This window comes from Cupriavidus sp. YR651 (assembly GCF_900101625.1).
In the GTDB taxonomy this organism is placed as follows: Bacteria; Pseudomonadota; Gammaproteobacteria; order Burkholderiales; family Burkholderiaceae; genus Cupriavidus.
In genome coordinates, this window is the sequence record NZ_FMYZ01000001.1 from 826,040 (window position 1) to 844,914 (window position 18,875).

19 protein-coding genes are annotated in these 18,875 nt (G+C 65.9%); 11 read left to right on the forward strand and 8 right to left on the reverse strand.

Translation table 11 applies throughout. The features are described 5' to 3' along the window. Positions 1 to 35: 35 nt before the first annotated feature. The 3 genes from BLR29_RS03690 to BLR29_RS03700 all read right to left on the reverse strand — a co-directional run bounded on the left by BLR29_RS03690 (position 36) and on the right by BLR29_RS03700 (position 1,657). Positions 36 to 317 (reverse strand): hypothetical protein, encoded by a 282-nt coding sequence (locus tag BLR29_RS03690; protein WP_092134672.1) that lies wholly within the window; start codon positions 315 to 317, stop codon positions 36 to 38. A gap of 346 nt (positions 318 to 663) precedes the next feature. After that, the gene (locus tag BLR29_RS03695) at positions 664 to 1,170 is read right to left on the reverse strand and encodes a DUF4399 domain-containing protein (RefSeq protein WP_092134674.1); all 507 of its coding nucleotides are present in this window, start codon (positions 1,168 to 1,170) and stop codon (positions 664 to 666) included. Positions 1,171 to 1,231: 61 nt separating this feature from the next. Further along, positions 1,232 to 1,657, reverse strand: a complete 426-nt coding sequence (locus tag BLR29_RS03700) for a DUF4399 domain-containing protein (RefSeq protein ID WP_092134676.1) — start codon at positions 1,655 to 1,657, stop codon at positions 1,232 to 1,234. 283 nt (positions 1,658 to 1,940) lie between these two features. On the opposite strand from BLR29_RS03700, the gene BLR29_RS03705 reads away from it, so the two are divergent. Further along, entirely contained in the window at positions 1,941 to 3,191 is a 1,251-nt protein-coding gene (locus BLR29_RS03705) for a formylglycine-generating enzyme family protein (protein ID WP_092134677.1), read from the forward strand. A gap of 29 nt (positions 3,192 to 3,220) precedes the next feature. On the opposite strand, the gene BLR29_RS03710 is transcribed toward BLR29_RS03705, so the two are convergent. Then, positions 3,221 to 5,410: a protein kinase domain-containing protein gene (locus tag BLR29_RS03710; RefSeq protein WP_092134679.1), complete on the reverse strand. Its 2,190-nt coding sequence runs from the start codon at positions 5,408 to 5,410 to the stop codon at positions 3,221 to 3,223. A 367-nt stretch (positions 5,411 to 5,777) separates the two neighbouring features. Here BLR29_RS03710 and BLR29_RS03715 point away from each other — a divergent pair, with 367 nt between their 5' ends. From BLR29_RS03715 to BLR29_RS03735, 5 genes are all read left to right on the forward strand, one after another. Further along, entirely contained in the window at positions 5,778 to 6,059 is a 282-nt protein-coding gene (locus BLR29_RS03715; RefSeq protein ID WP_092134680.1) for a hypothetical protein, read from the forward strand. A gap of 58 nt (positions 6,060 to 6,117) precedes the next feature. After that, the gene (locus BLR29_RS03720) at positions 6,118 to 6,387 is read left to right on the forward strand and encodes a hypothetical protein (RefSeq protein WP_092134682.1); all 270 of its coding nucleotides are present in this window, start codon (positions 6,118 to 6,120) and stop codon (positions 6,385 to 6,387) included. Positions 6,388 to 6,456: 69 nt separating this feature from the next. Then, positions 6,457 to 6,729 carry a hypothetical protein gene (locus BLR29_RS03725; protein ID WP_092134683.1) on the forward strand — a complete coding sequence of 91 codons (273 nt, stop codon included), beginning with the start codon at positions 6,457 to 6,459 and terminating at the stop codon, positions 6,727 to 6,729. Positions 6,730 to 6,868: 139 nt separating this feature from the next. After that, positions 6,869 to 7,087 carry a hypothetical protein gene (locus BLR29_RS03730; protein ID WP_092135429.1) on the forward strand — a complete coding sequence of 73 codons (219 nt, stop codon included), beginning with the start codon at positions 6,869 to 6,871 and terminating at the stop codon, positions 7,085 to 7,087. Positions 7,088 to 7,935: 848 nt separating this feature from the next. Beyond that, positions 7,936 to 9,879, forward strand: coding sequence for a DEAD/DEAH box helicase (locus tag BLR29_RS03735; protein WP_092135431.1), 1,944 nt, complete (start codon positions 7,936 to 7,938; stop codon positions 9,877 to 9,879). Between the two features lie 186 nt (positions 9,880 to 10,065). Here BLR29_RS03735 and BLR29_RS03740 read toward each other — a convergent pair whose 3' ends face one another. Both BLR29_RS03740 and egtD read right to left on the reverse strand, forming a co-directional pair. Continuing rightward, entirely contained in the window at positions 10,066 to 11,322 is a 1,257-nt protein-coding gene (locus BLR29_RS03740) for an ergothioneine biosynthesis protein EgtB (RefSeq protein WP_092134685.1), read from the reverse strand. A gap of 117 nt (positions 11,323 to 11,439) precedes the next feature. Continuing rightward, entirely contained in the window at positions 11,440 to 12,537 is a 1,098-nt protein-coding gene (gene egtD, locus BLR29_RS03745) for an L-histidine N(alpha)-methyltransferase (RefSeq protein ID WP_092134687.1), read from the reverse strand. A gap of 559 nt (positions 12,538 to 13,096) precedes the next feature. Between egtD and BLR29_RS03750 the strand changes: the two genes are divergently transcribed. From BLR29_RS03750 to BLR29_RS03760, 3 genes are all read left to right on the forward strand, one after another. After that, a complete protein-coding gene (locus BLR29_RS03750) occupies positions 13,097 to 13,798 on the forward strand; it encodes a TerC family protein (protein WP_092134688.1) in 702 nt (233 codons plus the stop codon). A gap of 138 nt (positions 13,799 to 13,936) precedes the next feature. After that, on the forward strand, positions 13,937 to 14,731 hold the full coding sequence (locus BLR29_RS03755) for a thymidylate synthase (RefSeq protein ID WP_092134689.1): 795 nt from the start codon (positions 13,937 to 13,939) through the stop codon (positions 14,729 to 14,731). Then, entirely contained in the window at positions 14,728 to 15,228 is a 501-nt protein-coding gene (locus BLR29_RS03760; RefSeq protein WP_092134691.1) for a dihydrofolate reductase, read from the forward strand. The genes BLR29_RS03755 and BLR29_RS03760 overlap by 4 nt, the downstream gene beginning before the upstream one ends. A gap of 82 nt (positions 15,229 to 15,310) precedes the next feature. Here the strand turns inward: BLR29_RS03760 and pmbA are convergent, their stop codons facing one another. After that, positions 15,311 to 16,678: a metalloprotease PmbA gene (pmbA, locus tag BLR29_RS03765; RefSeq protein ID WP_092135432.1), complete on the reverse strand. Its 1,368-nt coding sequence runs from the start codon at positions 16,676 to 16,678 to the stop codon at positions 15,311 to 15,313. A gap of 57 nt (positions 16,679 to 16,735) precedes the next feature. On the opposite strand from pmbA, the gene yjgA reads away from it, so the two are divergent. Together yjgA and mog are read left to right on the forward strand one after the other, a co-directional pair. After that, positions 16,736 to 17,341: a ribosome biogenesis factor YjgA gene (gene yjgA / locus BLR29_RS03770; RefSeq protein ID WP_304441178.1), complete on the forward strand. Its 606-nt coding sequence runs from the start codon at positions 16,736 to 16,738 to the stop codon at positions 17,339 to 17,341. Then, positions 17,338 to 17,979, forward strand: coding sequence for a molybdopterin adenylyltransferase (mog, locus tag BLR29_RS03775; RefSeq protein ID WP_092134693.1), 642 nt, complete (start codon positions 17,338 to 17,340; stop codon positions 17,977 to 17,979). Before yjgA ends, mog begins: the two co-directional genes overlap by 4 nt. 9 nt (positions 17,980 to 17,988) lie before the next feature. On the opposite strand, the gene BLR29_RS03780 is transcribed toward mog, so the two are convergent. Next, the gene (locus BLR29_RS03780) at positions 17,989 to 18,870 is read right to left on the reverse strand and encodes an AEC family transporter (protein WP_092134695.1); all 882 of its coding nucleotides are present in this window, start codon (positions 18,868 to 18,870) and stop codon (positions 17,989 to 17,991) included. Between the last annotated feature and the right edge of the window lie 5 nt (positions 18,871 to 18,875).

Genomic DNA, 18,875 nt, shown 5'->3' on the forward strand with positions numbered 1-18,875 from the left:
GAAGTGGGGTGATCGTCAGTCAGGTGGTGCGCGGGTCAGGCGGCGTGGCCGTACACGTTGTTGGTGGCCGTTTGCGACGTGTGCACGTCGTTCTTCATGTGGTCCTGGAAGGCCGAGCCGTTGCCGAAGTAGCTGGCGACCTCTTGCATTTGCTGGTTGCTCTGGTTGATCGTCGTGGTCTTGTCGAACGACAGCTTGAACGGGCTGTAGACGGAGGTGTACGGGGCGAAGAGGCCCAGGCCGCCGGTAACGGCGCTCATCTTCTTGGCGTCCAGGGTTTCGGTGGAGGTCAGGTCCTTGATGGTCAGCGAGGTCATTTCAATTCTCCTAGAGAGGAAGGTCAGGCTTTGGTTGGTTGAGCATCGGGTTGGTGTCGCGCTCGGTTGAGATATCGCAGGGAGCGTGCCAGCGCGGGCCAGCGCGACGAAAAAAAGTCGCCAAGCCTTTCTGGACAATGGATTGCGGGCGATGGCACGATGCCGCGCGCCGTGCCGGGGTGGCATGGGCGGGCAGAGAGTGACGGGGGCTGGCCGACAGATGTCAGCAGGTGTGTTGGCGGCGCAGCGACACATGTCCATGCCAGGCGCCAGCTAGCGAAGAAAGGCAAAAAAAAACGGCGCACATCGCTGCGCGCCGTGTCGGAGGTGGGCGGACCGCCCCGCCCTACCTCACATAGATCGTGATTTTCTTGGAGTAGACCGGCGGATTCGTCGGCACGTGCTTCTCGTCGCCCATCAGCAGTTGCAACGTATGCTTGCCCGGCGCCAGTTCAATCGTGGTCTCGGTCTCCCCGGCGCCGAAGTGCAGGTGATTGCGGTCGTTGGGGATCTCCTTGTCCATCGGCGGCAAATCCACGTCGATCAGCAAGTGATGATGGCCCGTGTTCGGATACCTGACGTCCTTGGGCGCCACGCCCATGTTGCGCAGCCCGAACCAGACCTTGACAGGCTTGCCGGCCGGCAACGTCTGATTGTTGTTCGGATAGCCGATATAGAGATAGGCGTTCTTCGGCGCCGGCGTGGGTCCGCTTGCAGCGGCGGGGGCTGCGGCGGGCGCGGCAGGTGCGGCGGCGGGCGCGGAAGCATCCGCGGCCCAGGCTGTGCCAGCAAGCCCCGCGGCCAGCGCGCTGGCGGCAAGCAGGGTGACGACGGCGGTGACGGACTTGGTCATGGCTTCTCTCCCCTACGCGCGACGAACTCCCGAACGAGCGCGGAACGCCGCGCTTTGTGCGTCAGCGCACGGTGATCGTGATCTTCTTGGAGTAGATGGGCGGATCGAACGGCACGTGCTTGCTGTCACCCAGCAACAACTGCAGCGTGTGCTTGCCCGGCGGCAGCTCGATGCGCGCGTCCGTCTCGCCCGCGCCAAAGTGCAGGTGGTTGCGATCGTTGGGGATCTCCTTGTCCATCGCCGGCAGGTCCACATCGATCAGCAAGTGATGGTGGCCGCAGTTGGGACGTTCGATGCCCTTCGGGCAAACGCCCATGCCTTTCAGGCCCATGCGCACCCAGAGCTTGCCGCCTTCGATGACGGTGCCGTCCGCAGGCCAGATGATGTAGACCTCGGCGTTCTTTGGGGCGGGTGTGGGATTGGCCAGGGTGGCGTACGCGGCCACGGACATGGCCGCCAGCGCGCGGAGCAAGGATCGTCTGGACATACGCGGCTCCTCCCGGAGAACTGTCCGCGCGCTCCCTTCCCGTGCGGGACGGCAAGCGAGGTGAGCAGGCAGCGGTTCTTGATTGGTGTTGTCTGTCGTGCAATGCGCTTGGCGATGTGTCCTCAAGCGTAGGTCGGAAGCCTGGAAAAAGCGAACCCGGCACGACGCCACCACGGGTTGCGGAGACCTTTCACGCCACACGTGCTGTGCTATCTTGGAACGAGCCGGTACCGCGTCACGGCAACTCCACACCGCGCGTTGCGCCGAACCCAGGGGCCTGAATATGTGGCGGAAACTCCTCGTCGTGTCATTGGTCGGGATTGGGGCGCTGCAAGCGGGGGCCGTGCTCGTCGGCGCCCGCCCCCTCGGTGCCTGCTTCCTCGGCACCTGCTTCATTGCACCGGCCGCCGCCGGCATCCTGCCCAAGAACAGCGACGAGCAATATGAGTTGTCGTTCTGGGATTCCATCAAGAACAGCAACTACGCGAGCGACTACGAGGCCTATCTGAAGGCCTACCCCAACGGCCGCTTCGCGGCGCTGGCCAAGGCACGTATCGAGCGCATCCGCGCCGCTGGCCCCGCCACGCCGGCGGCCCCGGCCGCAAAGCCCGAGCCGAAGGCGGAGTCGAAGCCAGCGCCCGCTCCCACCCAGCCACCTCCCGCTGCACGCACGACGCCCCCGCCAAGTGCTCCGGCACCCGCGCCGGCCCAGCCACGTTCGCGCACGGGCGGCCCCATCGCGCAGGGCACCGTCACCTATCCCACCGAAGGCAAGGAGGCCGCCAGCAACGGCGGCGCGAAGCCGTCCGAGGTCAAGGGTGGCGAGATCCGGGACTGCCCGGCGTGCCCCGTGCTGATCAGCCTGAATCCGGGCAGTTTCACGATGGGCAGCGCCACGAGCGATCCCGCCGAGCGGCCTCCGCATCGCGTCAACATCCCCCAGTCGTTCGCGATCGGCAAATACGAGGTGACGAACGAGCAATGGAATGCCTGTGCCGACGCCAACGCCTGCCCGCGCATCGGCACCAATCCGGCGGATGCGAAGAACGCACCGGTGCGCGACGTGAGCTGGGACGACGCGCAGCAGTACCTGGCATGGTTGTCCAAGACCACCGGCAAGACCTACCGGCTGCCGAGCGAAGCCGAGTGGGAATACGCGGCGCGCGGCGGCACGGCGTCGGCATATTGGTGGGGCGACCAGATGCGCAAGGGCAACGCCAACTGCAAGGATTGTGGCGACCCGTGGAGCGACGCCGCGCCGGCCAACGTGGGATCGTTCGCGGCCAATCCCTATGGGCTCCATGACATGAATGGCAGCGTCTGGGAATGGGTGGCCGATTGCTGGCACAGCTCGTACAAGAACGCACCGGTCGACGGCCGCGTCTGGGACGAAGCCGCCTGCACCGCGCGCGTGATTCGCGGGGGGTCGTGGCGCGAAGGCGCGAGCTACATGGTGTCTTCCACGCGCTTCAAATACAGCACGAGCGTGCGGCAATCGCAGAACGGCTTCCGCGTGGCACGGGACATGAAGTAGAAAGAAGCAGGAACGAAGACGCGCGCCAGCTAGCGCGCCCGGGTCGAAATCTGCACGAGGTCTGCGCTGATGCGGTCCTGGCCGTACTTGCCCGCCATCTGCGCCAGGGGCCGCTCCAGCGCGCGCAGGTATTCCTGGCGTGTCTCGAATTCCGGCCGGCGCGCCTCGAACAACGGCGCCGGCGTGGTCAGCAACACCACCAGTTCCGTGCCGAACGGCTTGGATACCACCCAGTCGCCGCTGTCGCCGATCGTCGCGCTATAGCCGGCGGGAGCCTGGTTGCCCTGGATGCGCTTGCTGGGAACCAGGTGCGCCACCTTGCCGTCCACGACGAAGTAATCAACATAGACGTAGGAATCGTGCGCCGGCGTGGTGAGGTCCAGCACCAGGGGCGTACCCTCGGTGAGCTGGGTGCCATTGCCCCGCGTGCGCAGCACGGCGGTGCCTGGCTTGTGGCCTGACCAGTACGGCGCGACCGCCTTCACCACGTCGCATTTGTCGGCGCTGAGCGGCTGGGCATCGAACTTCAATGACTTCACGCCGGGGATGGCGGCAAGGCGGTCGCGCAGCGTCTGCGCGCCGGCTTCCGAGACATAGCCGCTGACCTGCAAGGCATTGCCATCGACGTTCGCCGTCAGCAACGAGCATGGCGCGGCGGCCAGCACCGGCGCGACCGCCTGCAGCGTCAGCTTCGGCTCGGGCTTCGGTTCCGGTTTGGCTTCGGCCTTGGCTTCGACTTTCGGCGCGGGCTTCGCCTCCGGCCCGGATTCGGGCCCCGCTTCGGGCTTCGACCCCGCCACGCTTCCCGGCGAGGCCGCGGTCTCCGGCGCGCTTGCCTGCGTGGCCTCCCTTGGCGTTTCGCCCAGGTGCCAGACGTAGTAACCCAGCCCCGCCACGATGGCCGCCCCGGCCGCGACACCGCCCAGCACCATCGGCAGCTTCGACGTACCGTGCTGTGGCTCGGCGCCGAGCCCCTCGAGGAACTTCGTCACCGTGGGGGTGCGCGTGGCGCGGTCCAGCGACAGTGCCTGCCGCAGCGTCTTCCACTGGACGCGGTTGAGCGACTTGGGCTGCGCCGGCTTCAGGTTCGATGCGCGCGCCTGGTTGGCGGACAAGCGGTCGTACGGATGCCGGCCCGTCATCAGTTCGTAGGTGACGCAAGCCAGCGCATAGATATCGTCACGCGGATCGGGTTCGCGGTGCTCGAACATTTCCGGGCTCGCATAGGCGGGCGTCATGCCGCCCAGCGATCCCGGATCGAACACGGTCTGGTCGGCGTCGTCGGTCGGTTGCACGAAGCCGCGCGCGATACCGAAGTCGATCACCTTCACTTCGCCGCGATCGGTCAGGAAGACGTTGGCCGGCTTGAAGTCGCAATGGACAAAGCCGCGCTCGTGCGCATAGGCCAGCGCGCGGCCCATGCCGAGGATGATCGGCATCGCCTTGGCGTAGGGCATGCCGGTGAAGTCCGGCGCGCGCAGCACGCGGCTCAGCGGCTTGCCGGACAGGTATTCCATGGTCAGGAAGACTGTGGGGCCGTCGCGGTCGAAGTCGTACACCGTGACGATATTCCGGTGCGCCAGCTGCTGCGCCTTGCGCGCTTCGCGCTGCAACGCCATCAGGGACTTCGGGTGCGCGCTGAACTGCAGGTTGAGCACCTTGATCGCGATATAGGGCTTGCGGTCGGATGCCTCCAGCTTGCGCAGGTCGAGCGCCTTGTAGACCGTGCCCATGCCACCCACACCCAGGCATTCCTCCAGCACGAAGCGGCCATTGAGCGTGTCGCCAACCCCCTTGGTGGGCCCCGACGCGATGTATCCGCCCGTGATGCTGCTACCTGTATTGGCGCCACCGGTATTGCTGCCCGTATTACCACCGGCCGTGCCGGTCGTGTTGCCGCCACCGGGCGGGCCGGACGGGCGATACGTCGGCGATGCGGGCGCGGACGGTCCGCTGCGGTCGGCCGGATCGGCCTCCACGCGGGTTTCCTCGCCGATGGGATCGAACTGCGTAGCCACGCGGGACTCGATGCGCCGCATTACCTCGGCATAGACGCCAGGTGGCAGCGGGTACCGCGTGTGCTCTTCGCTGAGCACGCGCGCCAGCTGGCTGGAATGCGTATGGTCTTCCTGCAGGGCCATATCGACCGACGCAAGGAATTCGTCACGCGAGAGGCCCCCGCGCTGGAAGTTGCGTATCAGGTCGGTCAGGCTAGACATCAGATGCAATCCCGACGAGTGGTTGCGGACCGGGCGAAACCGTTGCGTCACGAACCATCGCCCACGATGGATACTAGTGCGCACTCAGGCCATTCGCAAACCCCGACTCACCCGGGTGGTTGCCCGGCCACCAACACCCACCGCCAATCTGTTGGCGACAGCCCGTCAGTCCCGCCCCGGCTGGCATGGCGCGCACCGCCTCCGCCCCTCCCCTTGCTACCCGCCAGCCCAATCCGGACAAGGCTTTGCGACTTTTTTTCGTCGCGCTGGCCCGCGCTGGCACGCTCCCTGCGATATCCCAACCGAGCGCGACACCAACCCGATGCTCAACCAACCAAAGCCTGACCTTCCTCTCAAGGAGATTGAAATGACCACGCTGACCATCAAGGACCTGACCTCCGCCGAAACCCTGGACGCCAAGAAGATGAGCGCCGTTACCGGCGGCCTCGGCCTCTTCGCACCCTACACCTCGGTCTACAGCCCCGTGAAGCTGTCGTTCGACAAGACCACGACGATCAACCAGAGCAACCAGCAAATGCAGCAAGTCGCCAGCTACTTCGGCAATGGTTCGGCCTTCCAGGACCACATGAAGAACGACGTGCATACGTCGCAAACGGCCACCAACAACGTGTACGGCCACGCCGCCTGACCCGCGCACCGCCCGCCTGACCGACGATCACCCCACTTCGCACACCCTGGAGACTGCCATGAGCACCCTGACCATCATCGATCTGTCCTCGACCGAAACCCTCGACGCCAAAGGCCTGCGCGCCGTTCGCGGCGGCCTGGGCATCTTCGCCCCCTACACCTCGATCTACACGCCGGTGAAGCTGTCGTTCGAGAAGACCACCACGATCAACCAGAGCAACCAGCAAATGCAGCAGGTCGCCAGCTACTTCGGCAATGGCTCGGCCTTCCAGGACCATATGAAGAACGACGTGCACACGTCCCAGACGGCCACGAACAACATCTACTGATACGGCAACACGAGGGCGCCACCACCCGGCGCCCCGCCGATACCCAGCACCGAACCCAAGGAGTCCACCATGTCATCGATCATCGTCCGCGACCTTGCCGCCAGCAAGGACCTCGACCGCAAATCCCTGTGCGCCATCCGCGGCGGCACGGACTGGCTGAACAAGGTTGCCAACGTCGGCCCGCTGGCCAACGTCAACATCAACATCAATCAGAGCGTCCAGCAGTTCCAGCAAGTCAACGTGGCCGCGCTCAACAACAACACGCTGATTGGCGCCGACCTCGGTCACGTCAAGATCGGCGTGAACCCCTCGCAATGGGGCGGCAACTGGGCGGCGGCCTGACCGGCCGGCGTCCGGGGGCGGTCCCGCCACAATCGCGGGACCGCTCGCCTATACTGAATCGGGCCCGCGCCTGCCCCGGCGCTGCCCGGCCGGCCCCTAGCAGGACCGCCACGGCAAGGCCCGCATGCTGGAGAACGCCATGGCAGTGATCGTCATCAAGGATTTGTCGGAGAACGTCGACCTCGACCGCGAGGCCATGACCGCCATCACAGGCGGCGCACGTACTTCCGGCAGTCAGCATGGATTCGCACGCCGACGCGCGCAGCTCGCGCGCCTCATCCAGTATCCGGGGGGGATTCCCGGCGAGCCACAGGTTGCAGGGCAGGAACGGGTGAGCGGCAAGCTGCCGCGCAAATGACCGCGCGGCATACGCCTGCCGACCAGTAGAAAAGAAAAGCCCGCCAAGCAATTGGCGGGCTTTGGTTGCGGACGGCCCCGGACCTCCTGGGTCAGCGTCGCCGGCGAATTCCGGTCATTCCTGTGCCAAGCACGCTTCCCATGATTCCGCCCATGACGCGGACGCCCATCCGGACCACCCGGATAGTCGGAGGAAACCTGGCAGTGGCATCAATGACCGCAATGCCGGGGGCGAGCGGCAAGCGAACCTTGCCGTAGGCAGATCATCGGATTCGTAGGTGTCCGCCCCATGCGGGCATGCAATGCTCGCGCTCTGAGTATAGGCAGGGAGCCCCCGCTTTCAAGACGCCCCGCCGCCGCCCGACAATCGGAAAATGCCTGAAATTGCCCGGAAAGCGGCGTGGTTGACACATTCGCTTACTTTTCGCGCTGCAACATAATAATCGTTGTTCTGTTATACTCCGGCCCGTGAGTTTCGCACTGTGAGATCCGCTCCGCGCCCCCGGCACCACGCCATGGCGTATCCGCTGCCTCCCAAGCTCTGCTCCCTGCCTCTGTCTCCTCTTAAGCCGTTTCTGATGACAGGTGTTGGCCAGAACGCTCCGCTCACCTGACGTCGCCTCGTCTCCGATCCTGATGAACAGCCTGAATCTCTGCGCTGTTTGCCTGCCAGGGAACAACGGCCGGTTGATGCACTGACCAGTCGCCCCCTGCCTGCCGCCGTATTGCCAGCTGAGTCTGTCGTACGGCCTACCGATTGGCGCCGAAGCCTTTTTTAAAGACTTTGCACTGCGCCCGCCCCTTTGCGCACACTTGCCCTGGGGTGCCATGCATTTTTATACCTACGACATGACCCAGCACGATTTCCGTGCGGAGCAATCTTTTGCCTCCGCCAGCGATTCTTTTGCCCCCGCTACCGACGCAACCGCCACGCCCGCTGCCGCCACGAGCCCGCTCGACAAGCTCGACGCCATGCTTAACGGCGACGCCGCGCCGGCCGTGACCGAAGCGACGGAAAATGGCTTCGCACACCTCGGCCTGGACGCTGCCATCCTGCGCGCCCTTTCCGAAGTGAACTACAACACGCCGACGCCCGTCCAGGCGCAGGCCATCCCCGCCTTCCTGGCCGGCCGCGACCTGCTGGTATCCAGCCAGACCGGTTCGGGCAAGACCGCGGCGTTCATGCTGCCCGCGATCCAGCGCATTTCCGAGAAGCCGGCCCCGAACCGTCCGCGTGCCGACGAACCCGTCAAGCGCATGAAGGGCAAGCGTCCCCGCCCGGCTCCGGCCCAGCCGTCGCTGCTGGTGCTGACGCCGACGCGCGAACTGGCCCTGCAAGTGACCGAGGCCGCCGCCAAGTACGGCCGCCACCTGCGCCGCATCGTGTGCGCAAGCATCCTGGGCGGCATGCCCTACCCGAAGCAGCTGGCCATGCTGGCCAAGATGCCGGACATCCTGGTTGCTACGCCGGGCCGTCTGCTCGACCACATCGACGCTGGCCGCATCGACCTGTCCGCGCTGGACATGCTGGTGTTCGACGAAGCCGACCGCATGCTGGACATGGGCTTTGCCGATGACATCGACGCGATTGTTGCCGCCACGCCGGCCACGCGCCAGACGCTGATGTTCTCCGCGACGCTCGACGCCCGCATCGCCCAACTGGCTTCGCGCCAGCTGCGCGACCCGCAACGCATCGAGATCGCCGCCGCGCGCGCCGACCAGAGCCACATCGAGCAGCGCCTGCACTTCACCGACGACATGTCGCACAAGGAGCGCCTGCTGGACCACCTGCTGCGCGACGCCACGCTCAAGCAAGCCATCGTCTTCACCGCCACCAAGCGCGATGCGGATTCGCTGGCCGAGCGCCTGTCGGACACCGGCTTCTCCGCCGGCGCGCTGCATGGCGACATGACCCAGGGCGCGCGCAACCGCACCCTGACGGCCCTGCGCCGCGGCAATCTGCGCGTGCTGGTGGCTACGGACGTGGCCGCTCGCGGCATCGACGTGCCGGACATCACCCACGTGGTGAACTTCGACCTGCCGAAGCAAGCCGAGGACTACGTGCACCGTATCGGCCGTACCGGTCGTGCCGGTCGCTCGGGTATCGCCATCAACCTGGTGAACCACGGCGACATGTTCCAGTGGAAGCGCATCGAGCGCTTCACCAACAACCGCCTGGACGCATCGGTGATCGAAGGCCTGGAGCCGCGTCGTACGCCCAAGCCGCGTTCGAACTTCGGCGGCAAGCCGGGCGGCCGTGATGGCTTCCGCGGCAACGGTGGTGGTGGCGGTGGCTATCGTGGCAACAATGGCGGCGGCTACCGTGGCAACACCGGCGGCAGCGGCGAACGCACCTTTGGCGATCGCAAGTTTGGCGGCGGCGAAAGCCAAAGCCGTGGCTTCGGCGACCGTGGTGGCTTTGGCGATCGCGGCGGCTTCGGCAACCGCGAAGGCGGCCGCACCTTTGGCGACGACAACCGTGGCTTCGGTGACCGTGGCAATGCTGGTTTCGGCGACCGTGGCAATGGCGGCAATGGTGGCTATCGCGGCCAGACGCAAGGCCAGGGCCAAGGCCAGCAACGCGGCTTCGGCGGCGAGCGCAGCGCGGGCGATCGTGGTGGCTTCGGTAACCGCGACGGCGCGCGTGGCTTTGGCAATCGTGAAGGCGGCCAGGGCACCCAAGGCGGTCAGCGCGATGGCAACCGCGGCTTCGGCGACCGTGGCGAACGCACCTTCGGCAACCGTGAAGGCTACGGCGCCCAGCGCAACAGCCGTTCGCGCTACGAGCGTTAATCGCCAGGCAGCATAGATAAAGGGCACCCTCGGGTGCCCTTTTCTTTTGCCTGCCGCTTTGTCGGCAAGTTTGGCATCGGTGCCCGGCTCGGCGGGACTTATAGTGGAAAGCCGCCCGCGCCACTTGCCGACATGGCCGCCGCAGCGTTCCTCGATGTCCGCTGCCGGTGACCGCTGCCCGCCAGCTCAGACCGCGCAGGACCGGAAGCCCACGAACGAGACATCGTCTTCCGGCAGCAATGCCATGCGCGCCCGCGTATGCCGCTGACGCGCCGGACTTGCGAACGACACGCCTCGCACCGCCTGATGGGTGCCGAAGCGTCCGACAATCTCGGCATCCGCCGGTTGCGCGACAAACCCTGCGTAGGGCTCGTACGGCGTGGCGGTCCATTCCCGCAACGCGCCCCAGTTCAGGCCGCGATTCTGCGTGGCCGCGAGTTCCCACTCCACTTCCTGAGGCAGCCGCCGCCCGGCCCACACGCACCACGCTTGCGCCTCGAACAACGTCACGTGGCGCACGGGCTCGTCCGGATTGAGCGTACGCTCCGCACCGAAGCGAGACACCATCCACATCCGGTTGACCGGATGGCGGGACCAGTAGCGTGGCGCCGAGCGCTCCTGCGTCATCAGCCACTGGCGGCCGGCAGCCGACCACCATGCGGGATGCTCGTAGCCGCGGTCTTCCACGAACTCCAGGAACTGCGCGTTGGTGACCAGCGCCGCGTCCATTTCGAACGCCGGCACATAGGTCGGCTGCGGCGGCACTTCATCGGGCAGCGCGAAGCCATCGGCATCGGACCATCCCTGCAGGAAGCGGCCGCCCGGGAAATGCAGCGTGCCGGCGTTGACGACCGAGACTGACGGCCCCACCGATGCGGGCTCCGCTGGTGCCATGCCCAGCGACTGCAGCAGCGTGGCGATGGTTTCGCCCTGCGCGTCCTCATGGAACAGCGCGCGGCGGAAGGGATAGAGCGTGGCGTCACCGTCGTCCGGAAGCAGCGCGATGCGACGCAGCAGGCCGTCGAGCACCTGCGCGGCGTATTGCTTGACGCGCCCGACATCAGGCAGCGCGATCTCCCAGCGCTCGTCCGGCCCGATACGCTCCGGGTCGAACCATTCGTCCGCACCGTCGAGCAGCGATGGCTCGCTCGCCACCGGCAGCCGCAGGCCGCCCCGCTCGAGGTGTCTCACACCGCGCAGGCACCACCATTCGGCGTGCCATGCAATATGGCCGAGCGTCCACAACGGCGGATTGCAGTCGTACTGGCGCGTCACGGTCCAGCCACGCCGCGTCTGGCCAAATGCGGCCAGCCAGGCAAGCGTGCGGTTGCGCGACTCCACCAGTGCCTGCGCCAGCCCCTCGCGCGGCAGGCGGCGCGCATCGGCCCACGATGCCTTGCCGCCTGTGAAGTGAAGATCGGGAAGCATGGAGAAGCCGCTCATCGAAGATTCCGTGAGAGAGGGTGGAAGGGAAGCCGGGGTCACCGGCTGCGCGCATTATGACACCTGCGCGACGATGGCCTCTTCCCCCTGCCAGCCCTGCGGACTCTCCGTGCCAGCTCAGCCCCGCGCGTGAAATACTGCGAACCACCCTTGCGGATCCGTCCAGCAGACCGGGTCCGTGAAGCCGGCCGATTCCAGCAACAGCGAAAAATCCCCAGGCCGGTACTTGTACGAATCCTCGGTGTGGATCCGGTCGCCGGCGGCAAAGCGACGCTCGCCACCGGGCCAGCGCACGGTCACGTCACGCGTGGCCTCCAGATGCATCTGGATGCGCGACGCCTGCCTGTCGAAGCTGGCCGTGTGACGCCAGTCCTCGAGCGCGAAGTCACTGCCGACGATGCGATTGAGGTTGCGCAGCACATTGCGGTTAAAGGCCGCGGTCACACCGAGTGCATCGTCATAGGCGGCCACGAGCGTGTCGGCATCCTTGTAAAGATCCACGCCGATCAGCACGCCGTCGCCGCGCCCCGCTGCCGCGCGCAGACGCTGAAGCAGGCCCAGCGCGTCTACCGGCGCGAAGTTGCCGATGCTGGAACCGGGATAGAAGAACAGCTTGCGGCCGCGCCTGACGCGGTTGGGCAGATCAAGCGGACCGCAAAGGTCGGCCCCCAGCCCGAGCATCGGAATTTGCGGGTTCTGCTGCTGCAGGCACGACAGCGTGCCGCGCAGGAACTCCACCGAGATATCGAGCGCCACGTACTGCGCCGGCTGCAGGCTCGGGAACAGGCGCGATGCCTTCTCGCAATTGCCTGCGCCCAGGTCGATCAGCACGCAGCCGCTGCCGGCGCGCGCGGCGATGGCCTGCGCCGCGCTGGCGAAAATCGACGCCTCCGTGCGGGTCGGGTAGTACTCGGGCAGGTCCGTGATGGCTTCGAACAGCCGCGAGCCCAGCACATCGTAGAAAAACTTGGGGCTGATGCCCGGTTCGGGCCGTGTCAGTCCCGCCACGATCTCGGCCCGTAGCGCACCGCTGTCCTCGTGGTATTGCTGCACGAACTCCGGCTGCGGCGCTGTTCCGGCGGCCGGCGCAAAACCGTTGCCAACGACGATGCCGGAGGTCGGCTCGGACGTCAGTTCCGGGGAGGCGTTGTGGTGGTTGTGATTGGGTTGGGTTCGAGGGCGGGATGGGTTCAGCGGTGTCGTAACGGCCGGCATGACGTTTCCTTGTTGTCGATGGGCACTACGTGAATCCCCAAAGACCGCCCGCGGCTGCGTCGGGCGGCTGGCGGCGGGGTGCATTCCTGTCCTGTCCGAAGCACACCGGCCGGCGCCAATCCAACTAGCATAGGAGGATAAATTTATGCGTGCAGGATGCTTTGCATCGGCTTACAAACTCCCCCGGGCGTCATCGCAACGACCTTTGTTCCATACATTTGAACGCGATGATGGCGATGCAACATTTCTTCTCACACTTCGCTTATAATCCGCCCCAGCGCGACCGCCACCCGATACTGCGGCAGTCGCGTCCCTTCAAAGGGGAGTAGCTTGGGGGCCCATGCCCTTAGCACAATCGTCATTCCGAGACGCTCGCTCGTCTCCGGTTGTGCTGACCCTGGCGCGCATTCCGCGCCAGTGTGTCGAGCAAGACCTTTGCAACCTGGTTTCACGGTTTGCAAAGGACGCCCCCAACCTCCGGTGCTCCGCGATCCCAGGCGAAACAAAAGCCCCTTGCAGGCCAGATTGGCCCGCAGCTATTCGCACTTGAGGAGAGTTCATGGAGTGGTTCACCGATTTGTTCACGATGCAGTTCCTGACGGCGCTGCTGGCGATCGTCGTCATCGATCTGGTCCTGGCTGGCGACAATGCCATCGTGATCGCCCTGGCGGCGCGCAACCTGCCCCAGCACCTGCAGAAGAAGGCCATCATCTGGGGTACCGTGGGTGCCGTGGTCGTACGCTCGGCGATGACCGTTGGCGTGGTCTGGCTGCTCAAGATCCCCGGGCTGCTGCTGATCGGCGGCGTGGCGCTGGTCTGGATCGCCTACAAGCTGCTGGCGGCCGAGGAAGACGGTGACGAGCACGGCGCAGGCGCCAGCACGCTGGTCGGCGCGATGAAGACCATCATCATCGCCGACGCCGTCATGGGCGTGGACAACGTGCTGGCCGTGGCCGGTGCCGCGCACGGCAGCTTCCTGCTGGTGGTGCTGGGCCTGCTGATCAGCATCCCGATCGTGGTCTGGGGCTCGAGCCTGGTCCTCAAGCTGATGGGGCGCTTCCCGGTCATCATCTACCTGGGTGCCGGCGTGCTGGCCTTCACGGCGGTGAAAATGATCGTCAGCGAGCCGCTGGTGAAGGAGTTCTTCGCCAGCCAGCCCGTGATCTACTGGGGCCTGTATGTGCTGATCGTCGGCGGTGTGCTGGGCGCCGGCTACCTGACGCAGAAGCGTCGCACGCCGGCCACGCAGGAAAGCCACTGACGCCGGACTGCCAGGCGTCCGCATGATGCAACAGCCGCCCTTCGGGGCGGTTTTTGCTTTTCGGGCAAGGTCGGCCTTTCAGGCTAAAATCCCCGCTTGCGGCCCAAGCGCCAACATCACTTTCCCCCATCCGCGCCGATGAAACAGTACCTCGACTTCATGCGCCATGTGTACGAGCATGGCACCGAAAAGGCCGATCGCACCGGCACCGGCACGCGCTCGGTGTTTGGCTACCAGATGCGCTTCGATCTGAACGAAGGCTTCCCGGTGGTCACCACCAAGAAGCTGCACCTGAAGTCGATCATCCATGAACTGCTGTGGTTTCTCCAGGGCTCGACCAACGTCAAGTACCTGCAGGACAACGGCGTGACGATCTGGGACGAGTGGGCCGACGCCAACGGTGAACTGGGCCCGGTCTATGGCTACCAGTGGCGCGCGTGGCCGACACCGGACGGCAAGCACGTGGACCAGATCGCCGACCTGATCCAGCAAATCCGCAACAATCCCGATTCGCGCCGGCTGATCGTCTCCGCCTGGAACGTCGGCGAGATTCCGCAGATGAAACTGCCGCCCTGCCACGCGTTCTTCCAGTTCTACGTGGCCGACGGCAAGCTGTCGTGCCAGTTGTACCAGCGCAGCGCCGATATCTTCCTGGGCGTGCCGTTCAACATCGCCAGCTATGCACTGCTGACGCACATGATCGCGCAGCAGACCAACCTGGGCGTGGGCGACTTTGTCTGGACCGGCGGCGACTGCCACGTCTACAGCAACCACTTCGAGCAGGTGGAAACCCAGCTCGCGCGTACGCCGATGAAGCTGCCGACGCTGCAAATCAAGCGCAAGCCGGACAGCATCTTCGACTACAAGTACGAGGACTTCGAACTGGTCGGCTATGAATCGCACCCCGCGATCAAGGCGCCGGTGGCCGTATGACGCTGCTGACCCTGATCGTGGCGCGGGCCCGCAATGGCACCATCGGCCGGGACAACACCCTGCCCTGGCGCCTGCCCGAGGACCTGCAGCACTTCAAGCGCACCACCATGGGCGCGCCGGTGATCATGGGCCGCAAGACCTGGGATTCGATTGGCCGGCCGCTGCCGGGCCGCCGCAACATCGTGGTGAGCCGCAACCAGGACCTGAAGCTGGAAGGCGCCGAAGTGGCGGCATCGCTCGAAGATGCGCAGCGCCTGTGCGTCGGCGTGGAGCAGGTGTTCCTGATCGGCGGCGCGCAACTGTACGCGGAAGCGCTGCCGAGCGCTGACCGACTGATCGTGACCGAGATCGATGCCGACATTGCCGGCGACGCGTTCTTCCCTGCAGTGGACCGTGCGCGATGGCTGGAGGCGGCGCGGGAGACGCATCACTCGGCGGCCAACGGCTTCGACTACGCGTTCGTGACCTACGAACGGCCGCCGTCGGGCGAGGAATAAGCGAAAGCCAGTCACTCGCAGGCGCCCCAAAAAACAAACGGCACGGTTCGCACCGTGCCGTTTCTGTTTGTCGTTCCGCAGCCTAGTTGCCCGCGATCGTCATCTGCTCGATCAGGATCGACCCGGTTTCCTTGGTGCCGCGCACCAGCGCATCGGCGCCCACGGCCACGATCTGCTTGAACATCTCGACCATGCTGCCGGCGATCGTGATCTCTTCCACCGGATACTGGATCACGCCGTTTTCCACCCAGTAACCCGACGCGCCGCGTGAATAGTCGCCCGTCACGTAGTTGACGCCCTGCCCCATCAGCTCCGTCACCAGCAGGCCCGTGCCCATTTTCTTCAGCATGCCGGCGAAATCATCGCCCGGCTGCGTCAGCGTGCTGCTCAGCGTCAGGTTGTGCGAGCCGCCCGCGTTGCCGGTGGTCTGCATGCCCAGTTTGCGTGCCGAGTACGTCGACAGGAAATAGCCTTCCACCACGCCGTCGCGCACCACGTCGCGCTCGTGCGTGCGCACGCCCTCTTCGTCGAACGGCGCGCTGCCCATGGCACCCGGTACGTGCGGCTGCTCGTGGATCTGGATGTGCGGGGCAAATGCGGCCTTGCCCAGCGAGTCATAGAGGAACGTGGACTTGCGATACAGCGCGCCACCCGAGACCGCCTGAACGAAGGCGCCCAGCAGACCGGCCGCCAGCGGAGCTTCGAACAGCACCGGGCACTTGCGCGTGGTCAGCTTGCGCGCGTTCAGGCGCGCAAGCGCGCGCTCCGCGGCGTAGCGGCCGATGTCTTCCGGCGCGGCCAGCGTCAGCGGCGACCGCTTGGACGAATACCAGTCGTCGCGCTGCATGCCGCCGCCCGAACCGGCGATCGGCGCGCAGGAGATGAAATGGCGCGAATACGGATAGCCGCCCGAGAAGCCACGCGAGGTGGCCAGCACGAACTGCGAATGCTGGGCCGATACGCTCGCGCCGTCGCTGTTGCGGATCTTGGGCGACACGGCAAACGCGGCGGCTTCGGCGCGGCGGGCGATGTCGATGGCCTCCTCGGCATCCACGGTCCACGGGTGGAACAGGTCCAGGTCCTGCGGATCGCGCTCCAGCAGCTCTTCCTCGGCCAGTCCCGCACAATCGTCCTCGGCGGTGAAGCGGGCGATGTTGTACGCCGCCTCGGCCGTGGCGCGCAGTGCCGCCGGCGAAAAGTCCGACGTACTGGCATTGCCGCGGCGCTTGCCGATCATGACCGTCACGCCCACGACCTTGTCGCGGTTCTGCTCGATGGTCTCCACCTGGCCCTTGCGTACCGTCACCGACAGGCCGCTGCCTTCGGAAATTTCGGTGGCGGCGTCCGTCGCCCCCAACTCGCGTGCCACGCGCAGCACATCGGCCGCCATGGCCCTGAGCTGATCCTGGGAATAGGTGAAATGCGCGGTCGGTTCGGCAATCTGGTCCATGTGGGCGGGCGTCATCAAAAGTCCAAACGGGAATCATAGCAAGATAAAATGCCGCCTATGACGCGAAATACCCGTAGCACCTCCAATTCTCATTTCCCGGGCGGATTTGCCCCGGAGCCGGATGACGACCTGCCGAAGAGCAAGTCGCAGAAAAAGCGCGACATGACGGCGCTGCAAGACCTGGGCGCCGAACTGGAAGCCCTGCCGCGCGACCGGCTGGCCCGCGTGCCGATGCCCGAAGCTCTGGCCGATGCCATCGGTCAGGCGCGCAAGATCACCAGCCATGAAGGCAAGCGACGCCAGATGCAGTTCGTCGGCAAGGTCATGCGCGGGCTGGACGACGATGAGGTGGACGCCATCCGCGCCGCGCTGGAGGGCTTCAAGGGCACCAGCAAGGCGGAAACCGCCCGCCTGCACCTGATCGAACGCTGGCGCGAACTGTTGCTGGCCGACGACGCGGCGCTGACCAAGTTCCTTGGCGAGCACCCGGGCGTGGACGTCCAGTCGGTGCGCAATATCATCCGCAATGCCCGCAAGGAAAGGGAACAGGCTCGACCGCCCAAGTACTTCCGGGAGCTGTTCCAGGCCATCAAGACCGCGCTGGAAGATACCGATGCCGGCGCGTCCCCCGAATCCGCCCCTGCACCGGAGCCCGAGGCATGACCCAGCCGCTGAACGCACCCGTTTCCCGCAACCATCCCGACGAGCTGGTGGTCGGTTTCGTATCGATTTCCGACCGGGCGTCGTCCGGCACCTACCAGGACGAGGGCATTCCCGCCCTGCGCGACTGGTTCGGCCGTACGCTGACGTCGCCCTGGCAAGGCGTGGAACGGCTGATCCCGGATGAAAAGGCGCTGATCTCCCGCACGCTGATCGAACTGGTGGACGTGGCGGGGTGCGACCTCGTGCTGACCACGGGCGGCACCGGCCCGGCGCGCCGCGATGTGACGCCGGAGGCCACACTGGCCGTGGGAACCAAGGAAATGCCGGGTTTCGGGGAACAGATGCGGCAGGTCAGCCTGCACTTCGTGCCGACCGCGATCCTGTCGCGCCAGGTGGCGGTGATCCGCGAGACACCGAGCCGCGCCGCGCTGATCGTCAACCTGCCGGGCCAGCCACGTGCGATCCGCGAGACACTGGAAGGCCTGCGCGATGCCGACGGCAAGTCGATCATTCAGGGGGTATTTGCCGCAGTGCCCTATTGCATCGACCTGATCGGCGGCCCCTACATCGAGACCGACGAAGCCGTGGTCAAGGCCTGGCGTCCCAAGAACGCGGTGCGCACCCGGCCGGCCGCCTGACGGCCGTGGTCACCTGAGGCCGAGGTAGAGTCCCAGCGGGATGAAAACCACGGCCGCGATATTGCCCAGCAGCACGATGGAGGCCACCTGATCCGGCTCCTGCCGGAAGTGGTCGGCCACCAGGAAATTCAGCACCGCCGGCGGCAGTGCCGCGAAGACGAACAGCAGCCCGCGCTGCAGGTCGCTCATCGGCACCCACCAGGCCAGCGGCAGCGCCACCGCGATGCCGGCCAGCGGGCACACCGCGGCGCCCAGCATCCCCATCCCCCAGTTGCGCAGGCTCACGTCTTTCATCCGCACGCCCAGCGCAAACAGCATCAGCGGCACCGTGGCGTCGCCAAGCAGCTTGATCGATTCATAGACCGGTTGCGGCAGCGTGAACACCGGGCGCGCCAGCGACAGCGCCACACCGACCACCGTCGCCAGCACCATCGGGTTGCGCGCGATCTGCGCCATCGACGCGTGCCGGTTGACGATCTTCATGCCGATCGTGAAGTGCATCAGGTTGGATGCCGCGAACAACGCCACAGCTGGCGCCAGCCCGGCCGGGCCGAACGCGAAGACCGACAGCGGCAAGCCCATGTTGCCGCAGTTGTTGAACATCATCGGCGGCACGAAGGTACGCGGGTCGGCCTTGGTCAGCCGCGCGACGATCCAGGCCACGATGCCGGAGCCGATCACCACCGCCACGGCGCAGGCCAGCAGCACGAGCTGGTCGGCCAGCACGAATTCCTTGCTGACGAACGCCGAAACCACCAGCAATGGCGCGATCACGTCCAGCGTCGCGCGATTGATGCCCGCCATGTCCGGATGGGCGCGCCGCCCGTACAGCCACCCCACCAGGATAATCAGGATGACCGGGGTGATGATCGAGACGATACGGGTGAACATGGCGG